Here is an 18,478-nt window from a genome sequence, read left to right as displayed (position 1 = left end):
CCGGCCCGAGCGGGGTGTGGTGCGTGCAGCTGCAAGGTGGAGGAGGGCGCCAGGGCGGAGCCCTGGCAACCGACGACAACGCGGCAGATGTGCGTGCCACACCCCGCGACACCGGCATGATCCAAACGACAGGCCCTAGCCCCGGGCGGGGCCGCGCACGGTCAGTACGTGGGCAGCGTCCGCGGACCGAGGTCGTCCCGGGCGGGCGGGGGCGCGAGGCGGACGGAGGCGCCGAGGACGCTCAGTCCGTCCGGGGCGACGACGACCGGTTCGAGTGTGACCGCGACGACCTCCGGGTGGTCGTGGACCAGCCGGGAGACCCGCAGCAGCAGCTCCTCCAGGGCGGAGGCGTCGACCGGGGCCGAGCCGCGCCAGCCGAAGAGGAGGGGCGCGGTACGGACCGAGCGGATCAGGGAGGCGGCCTCCCGGTCCGTCACCGGGATCAGCCGGTGCGCCATGTCGCCGAGGAGCTGGGTGGCCGCCCCCGCCAGGCCGAAGGAGAGCACCGCTCCGGCGGCCGGGTCGATGACCGCCCGCACGACCGTGTCGACGCCGCGCGGCGCCATGCCCTGCACCACCGGCCGCAGTTCCTCGGGCTTGCCGAAGAGCTCGGTCAACTCGGCGTACGCCCGGCGCAGTTGCTCCTCGTCCGCGAGGTCGAGGCGTACGCCGCCCAGGTCGGCACGGTGGCGCAGGTGCGGGGCGGTGGCCTTGAGGGCGACGGGGTAGCCGAGGGTGCCGGCGGCGGCGGCGGCGTCGTCGGGGGTGGGAGCGGGCAGGGCGCGGTGCACGTGGATGCCGTACCGGCCGAGCAGCTCGCAGGTCTCCTCGGCGCCGAGGGTGAGTCCCTGTCCGCGCGCGAGGTGTCCGCCGATCAGCCCGGCGGCGCCCTTCTCGTCGATGTCGTCGTACTCCGGGACCCTGCCGGGCTCGGCGGCGTCGCGGCGCCACTGCGCGTAGGCCACGGCCTGGGCGAGGGCGCGGACGGCGCGCTCGGCGGCCGGGTAGGCGGGGATGAGGCGGGCTCCCTCGGGGGCCGCCGGGGCGCCGGCGGACGGCTCCGGCGCGGGGGTGCCGCCCGGGGTGCGCGAGGCGGTCGGTGCTTTCGATGCGTTCGGGGTTTCCGGGGCTTCCGGTGCTTCCGGTGCTTCGGGGGCGCCCGGGGTGCCTGGTACCTCCGGGGCGGCTACTGCTGCCGAGGTGCCCGGGGCTGCCTGCGGTGCGGTGCTCGCCGCGGCGGACAGGGCCTGGGCGAGACCGCCCAGCTCCACGTGGACCACGAGGACGGGCTTGTCGGGCACCGCGGCCGCCGCCGAGCGCAGCGCCTCGGCCAGCGCCGCGTCCCCGGCCGCCCCCTCCCCCACCGTCGGGATGGCGGTCACCACCACCGCGTCGCAGGTGTCGTCGGCCAGCGCCCGGGACAGGGCCGCGTGGAAGTCCTGCGGGGAGGCCGCCGTGGTCAGGTCCAGCGGAGGCTGCGGCCGCAGGCTCTCCGACAGGCACGCGTCGTAGGTGAGCAGCCCCAGTGACTCGGAGTTCCCGAGGATCGCCACCCGTGGTCCGGCGGGCAGCGGCTGGCGGGCGAGCAGCAGGCCCGCGTCGACCAGGTCGGTGATCGTGTCGACGCGGATCACCCCGGCCTGGCGCAGCAGCGCGGAGACCGTCGCGTGCGGCAGCCGCGTCGCCCGTACGGCGTGGCCCTGCGGCGCGACGCCGCCGTGCCGGGCGCCCTGCACCACGACCAGCGGCTTGGCCGCCGCCGTGCGCCGGGCCAGGCGGGTGAACTTGCGGGGGTTGCCGATGGACTCCAGGTACATCAGCGCGACGTCGGTCTCCGGGTCGTCGTACCAGTACTGGAGGACGTCGTTGCCGGACACGTCGGCCCGGTTGCCGGAGGAGATGAAGCTGGACACGCCGGTGACGCCGGTCACCCCGCCGCCGCGCCGGTGCAGCCGGGAGAGCAGGGCGATGCCGATGGCGCCGGACTGGGCGAACAGGCCGATCCGGCCGGGGCGCGGCATCTCCGGGGCGAGGGAGGCGTTGAGCCGCACCCCGGGAGCGGTGTTGATGACGCCGAAGGCGTTGGGTCCGATGATCCGCATGCCGTACGAGCGCGCCTGGCGCACGAGGGCGCGCTGGCGTTCGCGCCCCTCGGGGCCGCTGTCGGCGTACCCGGCGGAGATCACGACGAGGCCCTGCACACCGTGTTCGCCGCACTCGGTGACCACCTCGGGGACGCGCTCGGCGGGCACGGCGACGACGGCGAGGTCGACGGGCCCGTCGATGTCGCGCACCGAGCGCCGGGCGGGCACCCCGTCGAGCTCCTTCACCTCTTCGGGGAGGGCCGCGTTCACCGCGTGCAGCCTGCCGGTGTAGCCCGCGTCCCGGATGTTGCCGAGGATGCTGCGGCCGACGCCGCCGGGGGTGCGGCCGGCTCCGATGACGGCTACGGAGCCGGGCTGGAGCAGGCGCTGCACCGACCGGGCCTCCGCGCGGTGTTCGCGCGCGTACTGCACGGCCAGGGAGCGGTCGGTGGGCTCGAGGCCGAACTCGAGGCGGACCACACCGTCCTCGAAGCTCCGCTTCTGGGTGTACCCGGCGTCCATGAACACCTTGATCATCTTGGTGTTCGCGGGCAGCACCTCGGCGGCGAAGCGGCGGATGCCGCGCTCCCGGGCGACGGCGGCGATGTGCTCGAGGAGCGCGGAGGCGACGCCCCGGCCCTGGTGGGCGTCCTGGACGAGGAAGGCGACCTCGGCCTCGTCGGCGGGGGACGACGCGGGCGCACCGCCGGCGCCGATCCGGTCGTAGCGTACGGTGGCGATGAACTCGCCGCCGATGGTGGCCGCGAGTCCCACCCGGTCCACAAAGTCGTGGTGCGTGAAGCGGTGGACGTCCTTGGCGGACAGGCGAGGGTACGGCGCGAAGAAGCGGTAGTACTTCGACTCGTCGGAGACCTGCTCGTAGAAGCTGACCAGGCGCTCGGCGTCATCAACGGTGATGGGGCGGACGCGCGCGGTGCCGCCGTCGCGCAGCACCACGTCGGCCTCCCAGTGGGCGGGGTACTCGTGCCGGTCCGACGAGGTCTGCATGGGCCCCAGAGTACGGCTCGCGTACGACAACGGCGCGGGGCAGTCTGTGGAACGGGAGCCCGGGCCGAGGCCGCGGCCCGACGGCCACCCGGGGCGGCGCACGGCCGTCCGGCCATGCTTCACGATGTGGGAAACTGGTCTAGACAACCTGAACACCTGAAGGGCAGCAACACATGGCTGAGCGCCGCGTCAACGTCGGCTGGGCCGAGGGCCTCCACGCCCGCCCCGCCTCCATCTTCGTCCGGGCCGCCACGGCCACAGGCGTCCCGGTGACGATCGCCAAGGCCGACGGCAACCCCGTCAACGCGGCCTCCATGCTGGCCGTCCTGGGCCTGGGCGCCCAGGGCGGCGAGGAGATCGTCCTCGCTTCGGACGCCGAGGGCGCGGACGTCGCCCTGGACCGGCTGGCGAAGCTGGTCTCCGAGGGGCTCGAGGAGCTTCCCGAGACCGTCTGATGTGACGGCACACGAAAGGCCCGCCCGGACCACCGGGCGGGCCTTTTGTCGCCCCTGATTCCGGGCAGCACGAATAGGCCCCGTGAATTATCCCTCTTTCGTATACGGCACCCGTGTTAATGCCGGAGCACCGGCGTGTTTACGGGACGTTGCGCATTCCTCACGCCGTCGGGGCGGTCGCCGGACGTGAAGCGCAACCGGTGCGCCGCCGCCGACCGCTCGGCGTGCAGCGCCATGAGCGCCCGCGCCCGGTCGCCGTCGCCCCGTGCCACCGCGTCGACGACCGCGCCGCGCTCCGCCCACTGCTCCGCCGCGCCGGGCACCGTGTCCACGAGGTACATCCAGTCGATCTTGCGGCGCAGCTGGATCAGCATCGCCGTGAGGGAAGGACTGCCGGCGGCCTGTGCGAGGGTCTCGTGGAACCAGCCGCCCAGCGCGCGCAGGTCCTCGCCGTGGCCCTGCCTTGAGCGTTCCTGCCCCAGCCTGACCAGGCCGCGCAGCACCTTGAGATGGGCCTCGGTGCGGCGCCGGGCCGCGCGGGAGGCACCGAGCGGCTCCAGGAGCGTGCGGGTCTCGAGCAGGTCGGCGGCCTCCTGTTCGGTGGGTTCGGCGACGCACGCGCCCGCGTGCCGCCGGGTCACCACGAAGCCCTCGGCCTCCAGGGTGCGCAGCGCCTCGCGGACCGGGACGCGGGAGACGCCGTAGCGGCGCGCGAGCAGTTCCTCGGTGAGCCGGCTGCCGCGCCCGTGGACGCCGGCGACGATGTCGTCCCGAATCGCCGTGCACACCGAGTGCGCCGGAATACGCATGTCCGACCTCCGCCCTGATCCCCGTGAAACGTCGACAACGGACGCGTGTTCCGTGACTCTAGGCCAATGAACCGCAATTTCGGAGGGGCCGCCGGAATTCAGGGATATTTTTTGGACTTCCCCGGACGGGAAACGAATCCGGCAGGGTGGTGCGGGCCCGCACGGAAATACGGCAGGGCCCCGGCTCGGGGAGCCGGGGCCCTGCGCGTGCCGTACCGTCCGTCGTCAGACGTTCACGCCGTGGGAACGGAGATAGGCGACGGGGTCCATGTCCGAGCCGTACTCCGGGCTCGTGCGGGCCTCGAAGTGCAGGTGCGGGCCGGTGACGTTGCCGGTCGCACCGGAGAGACCGATCTGCTGGCCGGCGCCGACCGACTGGCCGACCGAGACGCCGATGGACGACAGGTGGCCGTACTGGGTGTACGTGCCGTCGTGCATCCTGATCACGACCTGGTTGCCGTAGGCACCGCCCCAGCCGGCCTCGACGACGGTGCCGACGCCGACCGCGTGCACCGAGGCGCCGGTCGAGGCGTGGAAGTCGATGCCGGTGTGACTGCCGGAGGACCACAGGGAGCTGCCGGCCTGGTAGGCCGTGGACACGTAGGAGCCGGCGATCGGCGCCACGAAGGTGTTGAGGCGCTCGCGCTCCGCCTCGCGCGCGGCACGCTCCTTGGCCTCGCGCGCCTCCTCGGCGGCCTCGGCGGCCCGCTCGCGCGCGGCCTCCATGGCCGCCTCGCGGGCGGCGGCGTCCAGGGCGGCCTGCTTCTGCGCGGTGGCCTGGGCGTCGATCTCGTGGGCGATGGAGTCGCCGATGGTGACGACCGGGGTGAGTCCGCTCTGCTCGACCTCGGGCTCGGCGGCGAGGGCCGGGGCCGCGAGGGTGCCGACGACGCCGGTGGTGGCGAGGGCCGCGACGCCCGCCGCGCGGGCGGTGGTGCGGTGCATGCGGCTGGGACGGCGGTGCTTCCCGGTGGCGCGCGTGAACGCCATGTAGAGGCTGGTCCTTTCCTTCCCTCTCGCCTACCGGGTTAGCTGACGGGTTCGGAGCAGGAAGGTCTCCTACGGACCCCCTCGCCGGAGCGCGGGCGTCCGATTCACCCCAGGGACTGCGATGGGTCCCCGGCTCCCCTGGCTCGCGCCGTACGGGGACTCGGCGATGACTGTCCGGTGCCGCGGGTGCGGCGCACTGCCTGACGAACAGCCCGGACGACGCTAGACGCGGCTGTCTTCAATTCTCAAACGCAACATGGTTTTTGTAGCGCACGCCACAGGGCAGACGGGCAGCCTCTCCCCCAATTCGGACATCGGACGGCCCTGGTGACACCCGGGTCACCAGGGCCGTCGCGCACCCGTGCCGCTACTCGGCGGCCACGACGGTGACTTCACCGATGCCGAGGGCCTCGACGGGCTCCCTGATCTGTGCCGCGTCGCCGACGAGGACCGTCACCAGGCGGTCCACCGGGAAGGCGTTGACGACCGCCGCGGTGGCCTCCACGGTGCCGGTGGCGGCCAGTTGGCGGTACAACGTGGCCTGGTAGTCGTCGGGCAGGTGCTGCTCGACCTGGTCGGCCAGCGTGCTCGCGACGGCGGCCGCCGTCTCGTACTTCAGCGGCGCCACGCCCACCAGGTTCTGCACGGCGACGTCGCGCTCGGCGTCGGTGAGTCCGCCCTCGGCGAGCGTGCGCAGCACCGTCCACAGGTCCTGGAGCGCCGGACCCGTGTTGGGCGTGTCGACGGAGCCGCTGATGGCGAGCATCGCGGCGCCCGTGCCGTCGGGGGCGGACCGCAGGACCTGCCCGAACGCCCGCACGCCGTAGGTGTAGCCCTTCTCCTCGCGCAGGACGCGGTCCAGGCGTGAGGTGAGGGTGCCGCCGAGGCAGTACGTGCCGAGCACCTGGGCGGGCCACACGCGGTCGTGCCGGTCGGCTCCGGTGCGGCCGATCAGCAGCTGCGTCTGCACGGCGCCGGGGCGGTCCACGATGACGACCCGTCCGGTGTCGTCGGCGGTCACCGGCGGCACCGGGCGCGGCTCGGCGGCGGAGCCGGTCCATGCGCCGAGGGTGTCGCCGAGCAGCTCGTCGAGGTCGATGCCGGTGAGGTCGCCGACGATCACCGCGGTGGCGGTGGCGGGGCGGACGTGCTTCTCGTAGAAGGCGCGGACGGCCGCCGCGTCGATGTCCGCGACCGTCTCCTCGCTGCCCTGGCGCGGGCGCGACATGCGCGAGTCCGCCGGGAACAGCTCCTTGGAGAGCTCCTTGGCGGCGCGGCGGGAGGGGTTGGCCAGCTCGTGCGGGATCTCGTCGAGCCGGTTGCGCACCAGCCGCTCGACCTCGCTGTCGGCGAACGCGGGCGCCCTGAGGGCGTCGGCGACCAGACCGAGGGCCTTGGCGAGGCGCGAGGCGGGCACCTCCAGGCTCAGCCGGACACCGGGGTGGTCCGCGTGCGCGTCGAGGGTGGCGCCGCAGCGCTCGAGCTCGGCGGCGAACTCCTCGGCGGAGTGCTTGTCGGTGCCCTCCGAGAACGCGCGCGCCATGATCGTGGCCACGCCGTCCAGGCCGGCGGGCTCGGCGTCCAGGGGGGCGTCGAGCGACACCTCGACGGCGACGACCTGCTGGCCGGGACGGTGGCAGCGCAGCACGGTGAGCCCGTTGTCGAGGCTGCCGCGCTCGGGTGCCGGGAACGCCCACGGCTTGGGCTCGCCGGCCTGCGGCTGGGAGTGAAATTCCATCGTGGCGAGCTCGGTCACTTGGCCGCCTCCTCGTTCTTGTCGGTGGCGTCGTTCTCGTCGGCGGGGGCGGTGGGCTCGTAGACGAGCACCGCGCGGTTGTCGGGGCGCAGACGGGCCTTCGCGACCTCCTGGACCTCCTCGGCCGTCACCTCGAGCACCCGCCCCACGGCGGTGAGGGCGAGCTGCGGGTCGCCGAACAGGACGGCGTACCGGCACAGTTCGTCGGCGCGGCCGGCGACCGTGCCGAGCCGGTCCAGCCACTCGCGCTCCAACTGGGCCTGCGCGCGCTCCATCTCCTCGGCCGTGGGCCCCTCCTCGGCGAACCGGGCGAGCTCCTCGTCGATGGCGGCCTCGACGACGGGCACCTCGACGTCGCCGGAGGTCTTCACGTCGAGCCAGCCCAGGGAGGGCGCCCCGGCCAGGCGCAGCAGACCGAAGCCCGCCCCGACGGCGGTGCGGTCGCGGCGCACCAGCCGGTTGTACAGGCGGGAGGACTCGCCGCCGCCCAGCACGGTCAGTGCCAGGTCGGCCGCGTCGCACGCGCGCGTGCCGTCCTCGGGCAGCCGGTAGGCGGCCATCAGGGCGCGCGCCGGCACCTCCTCCTCGACGACCTCCCGCAGCTCCTCGCCCATGACGTCCGGCAGCGAGCCGTCCCGGGGGGCGGGCTTGCCGTCGTGGGAGGCGATGGAGCCGAAGTACTTCTCGATCCAGGCGAGGGTCCGCTCCGGGTCGATGTCGCCGACGACCGACAGCACCGCGTTGTTCGGCGCGTAGTAGGTGCGGAAGAACGCGCGCGCGTCCTCCAGCGTCGCCGCGTCCAGGTCCGCCATCGAGCCGATCGGCGTGTGGTGGTAGGGGTGGCCCTCCGGGTACGCGAGGGCGGTCAGCTTCTCGAACGCGGTGCCGTAGGGCATGTTGTCGTAGCGCTGGCGGCGCTCGTTCTTGACGACGTCCCGCTGGTTCTCCATGGACTCCTCGTCCAGGGCGGCGAGCAGGGAGCCCATGCGGTCCGCCTCCAGCCAGAGGGCGAGCTCCAGCTGGTGGGCGGGCATCGTCTCGAAGTAGTTGGTGCGCTCGAAGCTGGTGGTGCCGTTGAGCGAGCCGCCGGCTCCCTGCACCAGCTCGAAGTGCCCGTTGCCCTTGACCTGGCCGGAGCCCTGGAACATCAGGTGCTCGAAGAGGTGAGCCAGGCCGGTGCGCCCCTTGACTTCGTGTCGCGAGCCGACGTCGTACCAGAGGCACACCGCCGCGACCGGGGTCAGGTGGTCCTCGGAGAGCACCACGCGCAGGCCGTTGGCCAGGCGGTGCTCGGTCGCTGTCAGGCCGCCGGAGCCTGCCTGGGCTGTGGCCGTGTGACCCATGGGCATGTACGTCCCTTCGATCGCGGAAATCTCGGTGGCATCATCGGGCGGAACCGCGGAGTTTCCGCCGGTCCTGCCACTGTATGCAAGCGTGCGGGCCGCCGGTGGAGTTCCCGGTCCCCGTACGCCGAGAGCGAGCACGCGACCGGCGGGCCGCCGGGGACGGGACGACGGGGCGAGGGCGTACCCTGCGGGCAGCGCCGGGCCGGGCGTGACGGGCCTGGTCGGCCGCTGTCAGTGCCGCGGTCCACAATGGACCGCGTCAGATCACCGTTCACGCTTCAGCAAGGAGCCGGCAGCGATGGCCCGCCGTAGTACGAAGACCCCGCCGCCCGACGACTCGTACGAGGAGAAGATCCTCGACATCGACGTCGTCGACGAGATGCAGGGCTCCTTCCTCGAGTACGCGTACTCGGTCATCTACTCCCGTGCGCTCCCGGACGCCCGCGACGGCCTCAAGCCGGTGCACCGCCGCATCGTCTACCAGATGAACGAGATGGGCCTGCGGCCCGAGCGGGGCTACGTGAAGTGCGCCCGCGTCGTCGGCGAGGTCATGGGCAAGCTGCACCCGCACGGTGACGCGTCGATCTACGACGCCCTGGTCCGCATGGCCCAGCCCTTCTCCATGCGCGTGCCCCTGGTGGACGGCCACGGCAACTTCGGCTCGCTGGGCAACGACGACCCGCCGGCCGCCATGCGGTACACCGAGTGCCGGATGGCCGAGGCGACCAGCCTCATGACGGAGTCGATCGACGAGGACACCGTCGACTTCGGCCCCAACTACGACGGCCAGGAGCAGGAGCCGGTGGCCCTGCCCGCCGCCTTCCCCAACCTGCTGGTCAACGGCGCCTCCGGCATCGCGGTCGGCATGGCCACGAACATGCCGCCGCACAACCTGCGCGAGGTGATCGCGGCCGCCCGGCACCTGATCCGGCACCCGAACGCCGACCTCGAAGCCCTGATGAAGCACGTGCCGGGCCCCGACCTGCCCACCGGCGGCCGGATCGTCGGCCTGCCGGGCATCCGGGACGCCTACGAGACGGGCCGCGGCACGTTCAAGATCCGCGCGACGGTGTCCGTCGAGACCGTGACGGCCCGCCGCAAGGGCCTGGTCGTCACCGAGCTGCCCTTCGCGGTCGGACCCGAGAAGGTCATCGCGAAGATCAAGGACCTGGTCGGCTCGAAGAAGCTCCAGGGCATCGCGGACGTCAAGGACCTCACCGACCGCGAGCACGGACTGCGCCTGGTCATCGAGATCAAGAACGGCTTCGTGCCCGAGGCCGTCCTGGAGCAGCTCTACAAGCTGACGCCGATGGAGGAGTCCTTCGGCATCAACAACGTCGCCCTGGTCGACGGCCAGCCCCTCACCCTGGGCCTCAAGGAGCTGCTGGAGGTCTACCTCGACCACCGCTTCAATGTCGTACGGCGCCGCAGCGAGTTCCGGCGCACCAAGCGCCGCGACCGTCTCCACCTCGTCGAGGGCCTGCTCACCGCGCTGGTCGACATCGACGAGGTCATCCGCCTCATCCGCTCCAGCGAGAACTCCGCGCAGGCCAAGCAGCGTCTGATGGACCGCTTCTCGCTGAGCGACGTCCAGACCCAGTACATCCTGGACACGCCGCTGCGCCGGCTGACCAAGTACGACCGCATCGAGCTCGAGGCGGAGAAGGACCGGCTCAACTCGGAGATCGAGGAGCTGACCCGGATCCTCGACTCGGACGCGGAGCTGCGCAAGCTGGTCTCGGCCGAACTGGCGGCGGTGGCCAAGAAGTTCGGCACCGACCGGCGCACGCTCCTGCTGGAGTCGGCCGGCACCCCGGTGGCCGCCGTTCCGCTCCAGGTGGCGGACGACCCGTGCCGGGTGCTGCTGTCCTCGACGGGCCTGCTGGCCCGCACCGCGGACGACGCGCCCCTGGTCACGGACGCCGGCGCCAAGCGCGTCAAGCACGACCTGATCGTGTCGTCCGTGCCCGCCACGGCCCGCGGCGAGATCGGCGTGGTGACGTCCGGCGGGCGGCTGCTGCGGGTGAACGTGGTCGACCTGCCCCAGCTCCCGGAACCGCTGCCGACACCGAACCTGTCGGGCGGCGCGCCGCTGGCGGAGTTCGTGTCCCTGGAGGACGACGAGACGGTCGTCTGCCTGACCACGCTGGACGAGTCCTCGCCGGGTCTGGCCCTCGGCACGGAGCAGGGCGTCGTCAAGCGTGTGGTGCCCGACTACCCCTCCAACAAGGACGAGTTGGAGGTCATCACGCTCAAGGACGGGGACCGGATCGTCGGCGCGGCCGAGCTGCGCACGGGCGACGAGGACCTGGTCTTCATCACCGACGACGCGCAACTGCTGCGCTACCAGGCCTCGCAGGTGCGTCCCCAGGGCCGGCCGGCGGGCGGTGTGGCGGGCATCAAGCTCACCGAGGGCGCGAAGGTCATCTCCTTCACGGCGGTGGACCCCGCCGCGGACGCGGTCGTCTTCACGGTCGCCGGTTCGCGCGGCACGCTGGACGACTCCGTCCAGACCACGGCCAAGCTGACGCCGTTCGACCAGTACCCGCGCAAGGGCCGGGCCACGGGTGGCGTGCGCTGCCAGCGGTTCCTGAAGGGCGAGGACTGCCTGGCCCTGGCCTGGGCGGGCCCCCGGCCGGCCCGGGCCGCGCAGAAGAACGGCACCCCGGCCCAGCTGCCGGACGTCGATCCGCGCCGCGACGGCTCGGGCGTGTCGCTGCCGAAGACGGTGGCGGTGGTGGCGGGCCCCGCCTAGGGTCTGCCGTTCGGATCGGGCCCTAGGAGCCGAGCGGTGACTCCTCGCCGTCCGGCTCCGCCGGGTCGCCGTCCTCGGGGTCCGGTACGTAGCGCAGGACACCCCACATGCCGTGTTCGTCGGCGTGCGGGGAGTCGCTGCGGCACGCGTCGAGTTCCTTGCCGAGCGCGGGCGCGTCGATGCCGGCGCCGATCAGGACGAGCTGGGTGAGGCGCGGGCCGGCGGCCGGCCAGGGCTCGGGGCGGAAGCGCAGGAAACGCCCGACGGCGTGGACGGCGTACCGGTTGCGCGGGTCGTGCGGCCCGAAGTCGACGTAGCCCTTGATCCGGTACAGGCCCTCGGGCCGGCTGTCGAGGAACCCCATCAGCCGGCGCGGGTCGAGGGGCGTCTCGGAGACGAAGGACACGCTGTCGTAGGCGGTGTGCATATGGCCGGGGTGCGCGTCGTCCGGCGAGTGGTCGTACAGGTCGTCGAAGGACAGCTGCCCGACGCGCTCCTCACCGGGCCGGCAGTCGAAGAGGAACTCGGGGTCGACCCGTCCGTAGGCCGCGGGGAGTACGGCCGCGCGGTCGGCGAGGGAACGGACGAGAGCGAGGATCCGCTCGGCGTCCGGGACCCGGTCGGTCTTGTTCACCACCACGAGGTCGGCCAGCGCCAGGTGCCGGTCGATCTCCGGGTGCCTCGCGCGCGTGGCGTCGAACTCGGCGGCGTCGACGACCTCGACGAGACCGCCGTACACGATCTCCCGCTGTTCGCTGGCGAGCAGCATGCGCACGAGCTCCTGCGGCTCGGCGAGGCCGCTGGCCTCGATGACGATGACGTCGATGCCGGCGTCGGGCCGGGCCAGCCGCTCCAGGTACCCGTCGAGTTCACTCGCGTCGACGGCGCAGCACAGGCACCCGTTGCCGAGCGAGACGGTGGAGTCGCCGAGGGCGCCGGCCACGGCCATCGCGTCGATCTCGATGGAGCCGAAGTCGTTGACGACGGCTCCGATGCGGCTGCCTCCGCTGCGGTGCAGGAGGTGATTGAGCAGGGTGGTCTTCCCGGAGCCCAGGAATCCGGCGAGTACGACGACCGGGATCTGCCGGGAAGTCGGGCGCTGCCCCGTCATGCGACCTCTCTCTCACCTGCGCGTACTCCGTCCCGCGGCAGCGTGTACCCAGGGGGACGGAACTGCTGCCCAGGATACGAGCGGACGAGGTCGCCGAGGAGTGGACCTCCCGGCCCGCCCCCCCTTCTCAGCCCGCCGCGGGCACGCCGACCGGCGCCCGCGGGCCCACGTACCGCGCCGCCGGCCGGATGATCTTCCTGTCCCCCGCCTGTTCCAGGATGTTCGCGCTCCAGCCCACCACCCGTGCCGCCGCGAACGTCGGCGTGAACATCTCGCGCGGCAGACCGCACAGCTCCATGACCACGCCCGCGTAGAACTCGACGTTCGTGTGCAGTTCGCGCCCGGGCTTCAGTTCCGCGAGGATCGCCTCCACCTGCCGCTCCACCTCGACCGCGAACTCCACGCGCGGCCCTCCGAACCCCTGGGCCACCTCGCGGAGCAGCCGGGAGCGGGGGTCCTCCGTGCGGTAGACCGCGTGGCCGAACCCCATGATGCGGTCGCCGGCGAGTACCCGTTCACGGATCCACGGGTCGATGCGGTCGGGCGTGCCGATGGCGTCCAGGGTGTCCAGCGCCCGGCTGGGTGCCCCGCCGTGCAGCGGACCGGACAGCGCCGCGACCGCTCCGGCGAGGCAGGCAGCCACGTCCGCCCCCGTCGAGGCGATGACCCGCGCGGTGAACGTCGACGCGTTGAAACCGTGGTCGATGGTGGAGATCAGGTACTGCTCGACCGCCCGCGTGCGCCGGGCGTCCGGCTCCGTGCCGGTCAGCATGTACAGGTAGTTCGCGGCGTACGGGAGATCCTCGCGCGGTTCCACGGGGTCGAGTCCCCGCCCGAGCCGGTGCAGCGCGGTGAGCAGCGTCGGCACGGCCGCGGCGGCCTCGAGGGTGTCCTGGCGGCGCCGGCCGGCGTCCAGGTCGTACACCGGCCCGAACCCCTTGGCCGCGCCCAGCAGCGACAGCGCGGTGCGCATCCCGGCGAGCGGCCCGGAGCGTCCGCCGGCCGCCGCTATGGCGGGCAGTGCCGTCCTCACCTCGTCGGGCAGCCGCCGCAGCGCCGCGGTGGCGGCGGTGAAGGCGGCGCCGCTCCGCGCGTCGGGCAGTTCGCCGTTGACCAGGAGGTACCAGACGTCCTCGAAGTTCCGCGTCCTCGCCAGCTCGACGGCGGAGTACTGCCGGTAGTGGTAGAAGCCCTCGAGGCCCCTGACGTCACCGACCTCGGTGTCGGTGACCACGACTCCCGCGAGTCCTCGCGGCACGTTGACGGACATGTTCGCCTCCCTGAACTCAATACAACTGTCTATAGTTGACTGTCCACCTGTCAATATTGATTGAGTCAATATGCAGCAGGACCCGACCCTGAGCATCGATACGGTGACCCCCATGCGCGATCAAGACCCCGGACACTCCGCCGGCACCGAGCGGCGCCTGACCACCCGGGAGGCCGCCGAGCTGCTGGGCGTGAAGCCCGAGACCGTGTACGCGTACGTCAGCCGCGGTCAGCTCGGCAGCCGGCGCGCGCCGGGCGGCCGGGGCAGCACTTTCGACGCCGAGGAGGTGCGGACGCTCGCCCGCCGCAACCGGCGTGAGAGCGGCCTTGCCCAGGCCTCCGGACAGGAACTGGCCGTCCGGACCCGCATCACGCTCATCGAGAAGGACCGGTACTACTACCGGGGCGTCGACGCGGTGGACCTCGCCACGCGGCACAGCTACGAGGAGGTCGCCGAGTGGCTGTGGACGGGCCGGTCGCGCCCCGGCGTCTCCTTCACGGCGCCGGAGGCCTCGGTGGCGGTCGCCCGCCGGGCCGTCGCCGCCCTGCCCGAACACGCCGGCCCCACCGACCGGCTGCGCGTCGCGGCCATCGCCTCCGCGGCCGCGGACCCGCTGCGCTTCGACCTGTCCGAGGACGCCGTGCTGGGCACCGCCCGCGTCCTCATCCCCACCCTGGTCGACGCGCTGCCGCCCGTGCGGCGCGGCCACGCCGACCCGGGACCGATCGCCCACCGGCTGTGGACCCGGCTGAGCGGACACGCCGCCGACGAGGCGTCGCTGCACGTCCTCGACACCGCGCTCTCCCTGCTCGTCGACCACGACCTGGCCGCCTCCACGCTCGCGGTGCGGGTCGCCGCGTCGGCGCGGGCGCACGCGTACGCGGCGGTGTCCGCCGGGCTCGGCGTGATCGAGGGGCCGTTGCACGGCGCGGCCGGCGGGCTCGCCCACCGGATGCTGCTGGAGGTGCTCGACCAGGGCAGCGCGGCGCCGGTGGTCGCGGAGGAGTTGCGGGCCGGCCGCCGGATCCCGGGGCTGGGTCACCGGCTCTACCCCGGCGAGGACCCGCGCGCGCGTGCCCTGTTCACCCTCCTGGAGGACATGCCCGGGGCCGCGCCCGCCCTCGCCGCGGCCCGTGACGTGGTGGCCACCACCGCCCGCCACACCCCCCTGCACGCCAACGTCGACCTGGCACTCGCCGTGTTCACCGCCTCGTCCGGCATGCCCGCCTCGGCCAGCGAGACGATCTTCGCGGTGGCCCGTACGGCGGGCTGGATCGCGCACGCGCTCGAGGAGTACGGGGAGCGCCCCCTGCGCATGCGACCGAGCGGTCTGTACTCGGGGCCGAGGCCCCCGCAGCCCCTGCCGGAGTAGCTCCCGAGCGCGGCTGGAAGTCATCTCCGGCCAACTCAGGTTAGGCTCACCAATGTGAGTACGTGCTCAACCGTCTCCCGGGACCTCGGCGAGCCCGTTTCGGGGACGGCACCGGTCGCGCGGACCTGGCTGCTGCTCGAACAGCCCGGCCCCTGGGGCGCCAAGGCGCTCACGTCGAGCCACCTGGATCCCGCGCTGGGCCGCGCCCTGGAGGCGGCCGCGAAGGGGACGGGCGTACGCATCGCGCTCATCCGCCGCCCCGGCCGCCACGCCGACAGCCGCACCCCCGCCGACCGCCGGGTGTACGCGGCCCACACCACGCCGGGGAACGCGTGGCTGCACGGCGCCACCCTCTCGGACCCCCGCCGGCTGCTCGACCTCGACTTCGCCGCGCTCGGCGGGGGCGACAGCCGTTCGTTCGACGCCGCGCTCACCGGCCGTCCGCACACCGGTGATCCGCTCGTCCTCGTGTGCACCAACGGGAAGCGTGACCGCTGCTGCGCCCTCCTCGGCCGTCCCCTGGCGGCCGAGCTCGCCGCCTCCGGGTTCGAGGGGGTCTGGGAGGTCACCCACCTCGGAGGGCACCGTTTCTCCCCGACGATGCTCGTCCTGCCGCACGGCTACGCCTACGGCAGGGTCCGTGCCGACGACGTCGAGGACATCGTGCACGGCGTCCGGGACGACCGGATCGTGGTGGACCACTGCCGCGGGAACTCCGCGTGGGACCGGCCCGGCCAGGCGGCGGAACTGGCCGTCCGCTCGGCGCTGGGCGAGGACGCCGCGCAGGTGCTGAGCGTCGTCCGCACCGACGGCCACGCCCCACACTGGGAGGTGACCGTCGCCCACACCGACGGACGGCACTGGCGGGTCACCGTCGCCCAGGGCGCGTCGCAGCCGGCCCGCCCGGAGAGCTGTGCGACGTCGGTGCTCGGCTCGCCGGCCCGGATGGAGGTCACGGCGGTCCGTGAACTGACGGTGTCGGCACTGGCGAGCTGAGACCGCGGCCGGAACACCGGAGCCGTCCGCTCGCCGACCCCCCCGGCCACTCCGCGCGCGAGATCCGCGCCACACCCGTCTCCGGCACGCCGCGGCCCCCACGTACCGTCATGGGTATGAGCTCCACTCCCCCCGTTCGCCGTCTGCGCCTCGGCCTGCCGCGGCGGGTGTTCTCCCAGGTGCTGCTGATGCAGGTGGCGATCGCCGCGGGGGTCGCGGTGCTCGCGACCGGGCTGTTCCTGGCTCCCCTCGGCGATCAGCTGGACGACCAGGCGATGCGCCGGGCCCTGGCGATCGCGCAGACCACCGCGCAGGATCCGCAGATCGCCCGCGACCTGCGCAGCAGTCCGCCGACAGCGGGCGGCCCGGTGCAGCGGGAGGCGGAACGGGTCCGCGAGGCGACCAGCGCGGAGTACGTCGTCGTGATGGACCGGCAGGGAGTGCGCTGGTCGCACACCGATCCGGCACGGATCGGCTCGGTCGTGTCCACCGACCCCGGACAGGCCCTGGCCGGCCGTGAGGTCATGGAGATCGACAACGGGACCCTGGGCCGTTCGGCGCGCGGCAAGGTGCCCCTGCGCGACGGTGACGGCGACATCGTCGGGGCGGTCTCGGTGGGCATCGCGTACGACAGCGTCCGGGCCCGGCTGATCCACGCCATTCCCGGGCTGCTCGCCTACGCCGGAGGCGCCCTGGCCGTCGGCGCGCTGGCCGCCTGGCTCATCGCGCGCCGGGTCCAGCGGCAGACCCGCGACCTGGCCTTCTCGGACATCGCGGGGCTGCTCGCGGAGCGCGAGGCCATGCTGCACGGCATCCGGGAGGGCGTCGTCGCCCTGGACCGCGGCGGCCGGGTCCGGCTCCTCAACGACGAGGCGCAGCGCTTGCTGGGCATCGGCTCGGAGGCCGTCGGCCGCACCCCCGACGAGGCGCTCGGCGCGGGCCGCACCGCCGACGTCCTGGCCGGGCGGGTGGCCGGCACCGACCTGCTGACCGTGCGCGGACAGCGGGTCCTGGTCGCCAACCGGATGCCCACCGACGACGGCGGCGCCGTCGCCACCCTGCGCGACCGCACCGAGCTCGAGCAGCTCGGCCGTGAGCTGGACTCGACGCGCGGTCTGATCGACGCCCTGCGCGCACAGGACCACGAGCACGCCAACCGCATGCACACGCTGCTGGGACTGCTCGAACTGGAGATGTATGACGACGCCGTGGATTTCGTCGGCGAGGTGGTCGGCGACCACCGGGCCACCGCGGAGCAGATCACCGAGCGGATCCGGGACCCGCTGCTCGCCGCGCTGCTGGTCGGCAAGGCGACCGTCGCGGCCGAGCGCCAGGTCGCCCTGTGGGTGTCGGACCGGACACGGCTGCCGGATCGCCTGGTGGACCCCAGGGGGCTCGTCACGGTCGTCGGCAACCTGGTCGACAACGCGCTCGACGCCGTCGCGGGCACGGCGCACGCGCGCGTGGAGGTCGGACTCCGCACGGAGGGCCGCGCGGTGACGCTCACGGTGCGCGACACGGGGCCGGGAGTCCCGCCGGAGCACCGCGAGCTGGTGTTCACGGAGGGATGGTCCACCAAGGAACCGCCCGCGCATCGTCGGCGCGGCATCGGACTGTCCCTGGTGCGCAGGCTCGCGGAGCGTCAGGGGGGCAGTGCCACCGTCCGCGCCGCGCACGGCGGGGGCGCGGAGTTCGTCGTCGTCCTGCCCGAGGCGCTGACCGAGGCGGACCCGCGGCCCGCCCTCACCGTCCCCGTGCGCCCCGGTCCCGACAGCACCGGCCGCGTGCACACCGTCACCGAGGAGGAGTCCCGATGATCGAGGTCCTGGTCGTGGACGACGACACGAGGGTCGCGCGGGTCAACGCCGCCTACGTCGGGAAGGTGCCGGGCTTCCACGTGGCCGGCCAGGCGCACAGCGCGGCGGAGGCGCTGCACCGCGTGGAGAGCCTGCCCCGCCTGGACCTGATCCTGCTGGACCACTACCTGCCCGACCGGACCGGTCTGGAGGTCGTCCGGGAGATGCGGCGGCGTGGCCACCAGACCGACGTGATCATGGTGACGGCCGCGCGGGACGTGTCGACCGTCCAGGCGGCGATGCGACAGGGGGCCCTGCAGTACCTCGTCAAGCCGTTCGCCTTCGCGGGCCTGCGCGCCAAGCTGGAGGCCTATGCGGAGCTGCGCCGCACCCTCGACGGCGGGGGTGAGGCCGAGCAGGCGGAGGTGGACCGCATCTTCGGTGCCCTGTCGGCGCCTTCGGAACCGGGACTGCCCAAGGGGCACTCCCCCACCACCGCCGAGCTGGTACGCCAGTGCCTGATGAGCGCCGGCGGGCCGCTGTCCGCCCAGGAGATCGCGGAGCGGACCGGGGTGAGCCGCCAGACCGCCCAGCGCTATCTGAAACTCCTGGAGCGCACGGGACGGGCGCGGCTGACCCTCAAGTACGGCGACGCGGGCCGTCCGGAGCACCGTTACGAGTGGGCCGCCCGCGCCTGAGACGCCGGGCGCGCGGCCGGCTCCGGACTATC

At 73.4% G+C, this 18,478-nt stretch carries 13 protein-coding genes and 1 riboswitch; of the genes, 6 read left to right on the top strand and 7 right to left on the bottom strand.

The window, feature by feature from the left end:
- Positions 1 to 161: 161 nt before the first annotated feature.
- Entirely contained in the window at positions 162 to 3,092 is a 2,931-nt protein-coding gene (locus ACFWJB_RS17700; protein ID WP_386923174.1) for a GNAT family N-acetyltransferase, read from the bottom strand.
- Positions 3,093 to 3,265: 173 nt separating this feature from the next.
- Here ACFWJB_RS17700 and ACFWJB_RS17695 point away from each other — a divergent pair, with 173 nt between their 5' ends.
- Positions 3,266 to 3,547, top strand: coding sequence for an HPr family phosphocarrier protein (locus ACFWJB_RS17695; protein ID WP_194039905.1), 282 nt, complete (start codon positions 3,266 to 3,268; stop codon positions 3,545 to 3,547).
- Between the two features lie 116 nt (positions 3,548 to 3,663).
- Here the strand turns inward: ACFWJB_RS17695 and ACFWJB_RS17690 are convergent, their stop codons facing one another.
- The 4 genes from ACFWJB_RS17690 to ACFWJB_RS17675 all read right to left on the bottom strand — a co-directional run bounded on the left by ACFWJB_RS17690 (position 3,664) and on the right by ACFWJB_RS17675 (position 8,451).
- Entirely contained in the window at positions 3,664 to 4,356 is a 693-nt protein-coding gene (locus tag ACFWJB_RS17690) for a GntR family transcriptional regulator (protein WP_385469834.1), read from the bottom strand.
- 225 nt (positions 4,357 to 4,581) lie between these two features.
- A complete protein-coding gene (locus ACFWJB_RS17685; protein ID WP_386923171.1) occupies positions 4,582 to 5,346 on the bottom strand; it encodes a M23 family metallopeptidase in 765 nt (254 codons plus the stop codon).
- A gap of 12 nt (positions 5,347 to 5,358) precedes the next feature.
- Positions 5,359 to 5,522, bottom strand: a riboswitch (cyclic di-AMP (ydaO/yuaA leader).
- Between the two features lie 191 nt (positions 5,523 to 5,713).
- Positions 5,714 to 7,102, bottom strand: a complete 1,389-nt coding sequence (locus tag ACFWJB_RS17680; protein ID WP_386923169.1) for a M16 family metallopeptidase — start codon at positions 7,100 to 7,102, stop codon at positions 5,714 to 5,716.
- On the bottom strand, positions 7,099 to 8,451 hold the full coding sequence (locus ACFWJB_RS17675; RefSeq protein WP_386923167.1) for a M16 family metallopeptidase: 1,353 nt from the start codon (positions 8,449 to 8,451) through the stop codon (positions 7,099 to 7,101). Before ACFWJB_RS17675 ends, ACFWJB_RS17680 begins: the two co-directional genes overlap by 4 nt.
- 295 nt (positions 8,452 to 8,746) lie before the next feature.
- On the opposite strand from ACFWJB_RS17675, the gene ACFWJB_RS17670 reads away from it, so the two are divergent.
- The gene (locus ACFWJB_RS17670; RefSeq protein WP_385469826.1) at positions 8,747 to 11,203 is read left to right on the top strand and encodes a DNA topoisomerase (ATP-hydrolyzing) subunit A; all 2,457 of its coding nucleotides are present in this window, start codon (positions 8,747 to 8,749) and stop codon (positions 11,201 to 11,203) included.
- A gap of 22 nt (positions 11,204 to 11,225) precedes the next feature.
- Here ACFWJB_RS17670 and ACFWJB_RS17665 read toward each other — a convergent pair whose 3' ends face one another.
- On the bottom strand, positions 11,226 to 12,314 hold the full coding sequence (locus ACFWJB_RS17665; protein WP_386923165.1) for a CobW family GTP-binding protein: 1,089 nt from the start codon (positions 12,312 to 12,314) through the stop codon (positions 11,226 to 11,228).
- A 127-nt stretch (positions 12,315 to 12,441) separates the two neighbouring features.
- Complete coding sequence (locus tag ACFWJB_RS17660; RefSeq protein ID WP_386923163.1) at positions 12,442 to 13,584, bottom strand: citrate synthase/methylcitrate synthase; 1,143 nt, start codon at positions 13,582 to 13,584, stop codon at positions 12,442 to 12,444.
- Positions 13,585 to 13,696: 112 nt separating this feature from the next.
- Here ACFWJB_RS17660 and ACFWJB_RS17655 point away from each other — a divergent pair, with 112 nt between their 5' ends.
- From ACFWJB_RS17655 to ACFWJB_RS17640, 4 genes are all read left to right on the top strand, one after another.
- A complete protein-coding gene (locus ACFWJB_RS17655; RefSeq protein WP_386923161.1) occupies positions 13,697 to 14,956 on the top strand; it encodes a citrate synthase in 1,260 nt (419 codons plus the stop codon).
- A gap of 54 nt (positions 14,957 to 15,010) precedes the next feature.
- Entirely contained in the window at positions 15,011 to 15,952 is a 942-nt protein-coding gene (locus tag ACFWJB_RS17650; RefSeq protein ID WP_385469818.1) for a sucrase ferredoxin, read from the top strand.
- Between the two features lie 116 nt (positions 15,953 to 16,068).
- Complete coding sequence (locus ACFWJB_RS17645) at positions 16,069 to 17,769, top strand: ATP-binding protein (RefSeq protein WP_386923158.1); 1,701 nt, start codon at positions 16,069 to 16,071, stop codon at positions 17,767 to 17,769.
- Positions 17,766 to 18,446 carry a response regulator gene (locus ACFWJB_RS17640; RefSeq protein ID WP_386923156.1) on the top strand — a complete coding sequence of 227 codons (681 nt, stop codon included), beginning with the start codon at positions 17,766 to 17,768 and terminating at the stop codon, positions 18,444 to 18,446. The genes ACFWJB_RS17645 and ACFWJB_RS17640 overlap by 4 nt, the downstream gene beginning before the upstream one ends.
- Positions 18,447 to 18,478 lie beyond the last annotated feature (32 nt).

Source organism: Streptomyces sp. NPDC127100, assembly GCF_042724095.1.
Classification (GTDB): domain Bacteria; phylum Actinomycetota; class Actinomycetes; order Streptomycetales; family Streptomycetaceae; genus Streptomyces.
This window is presented reverse-complemented; position numbering and strand designations above follow the sequence as displayed.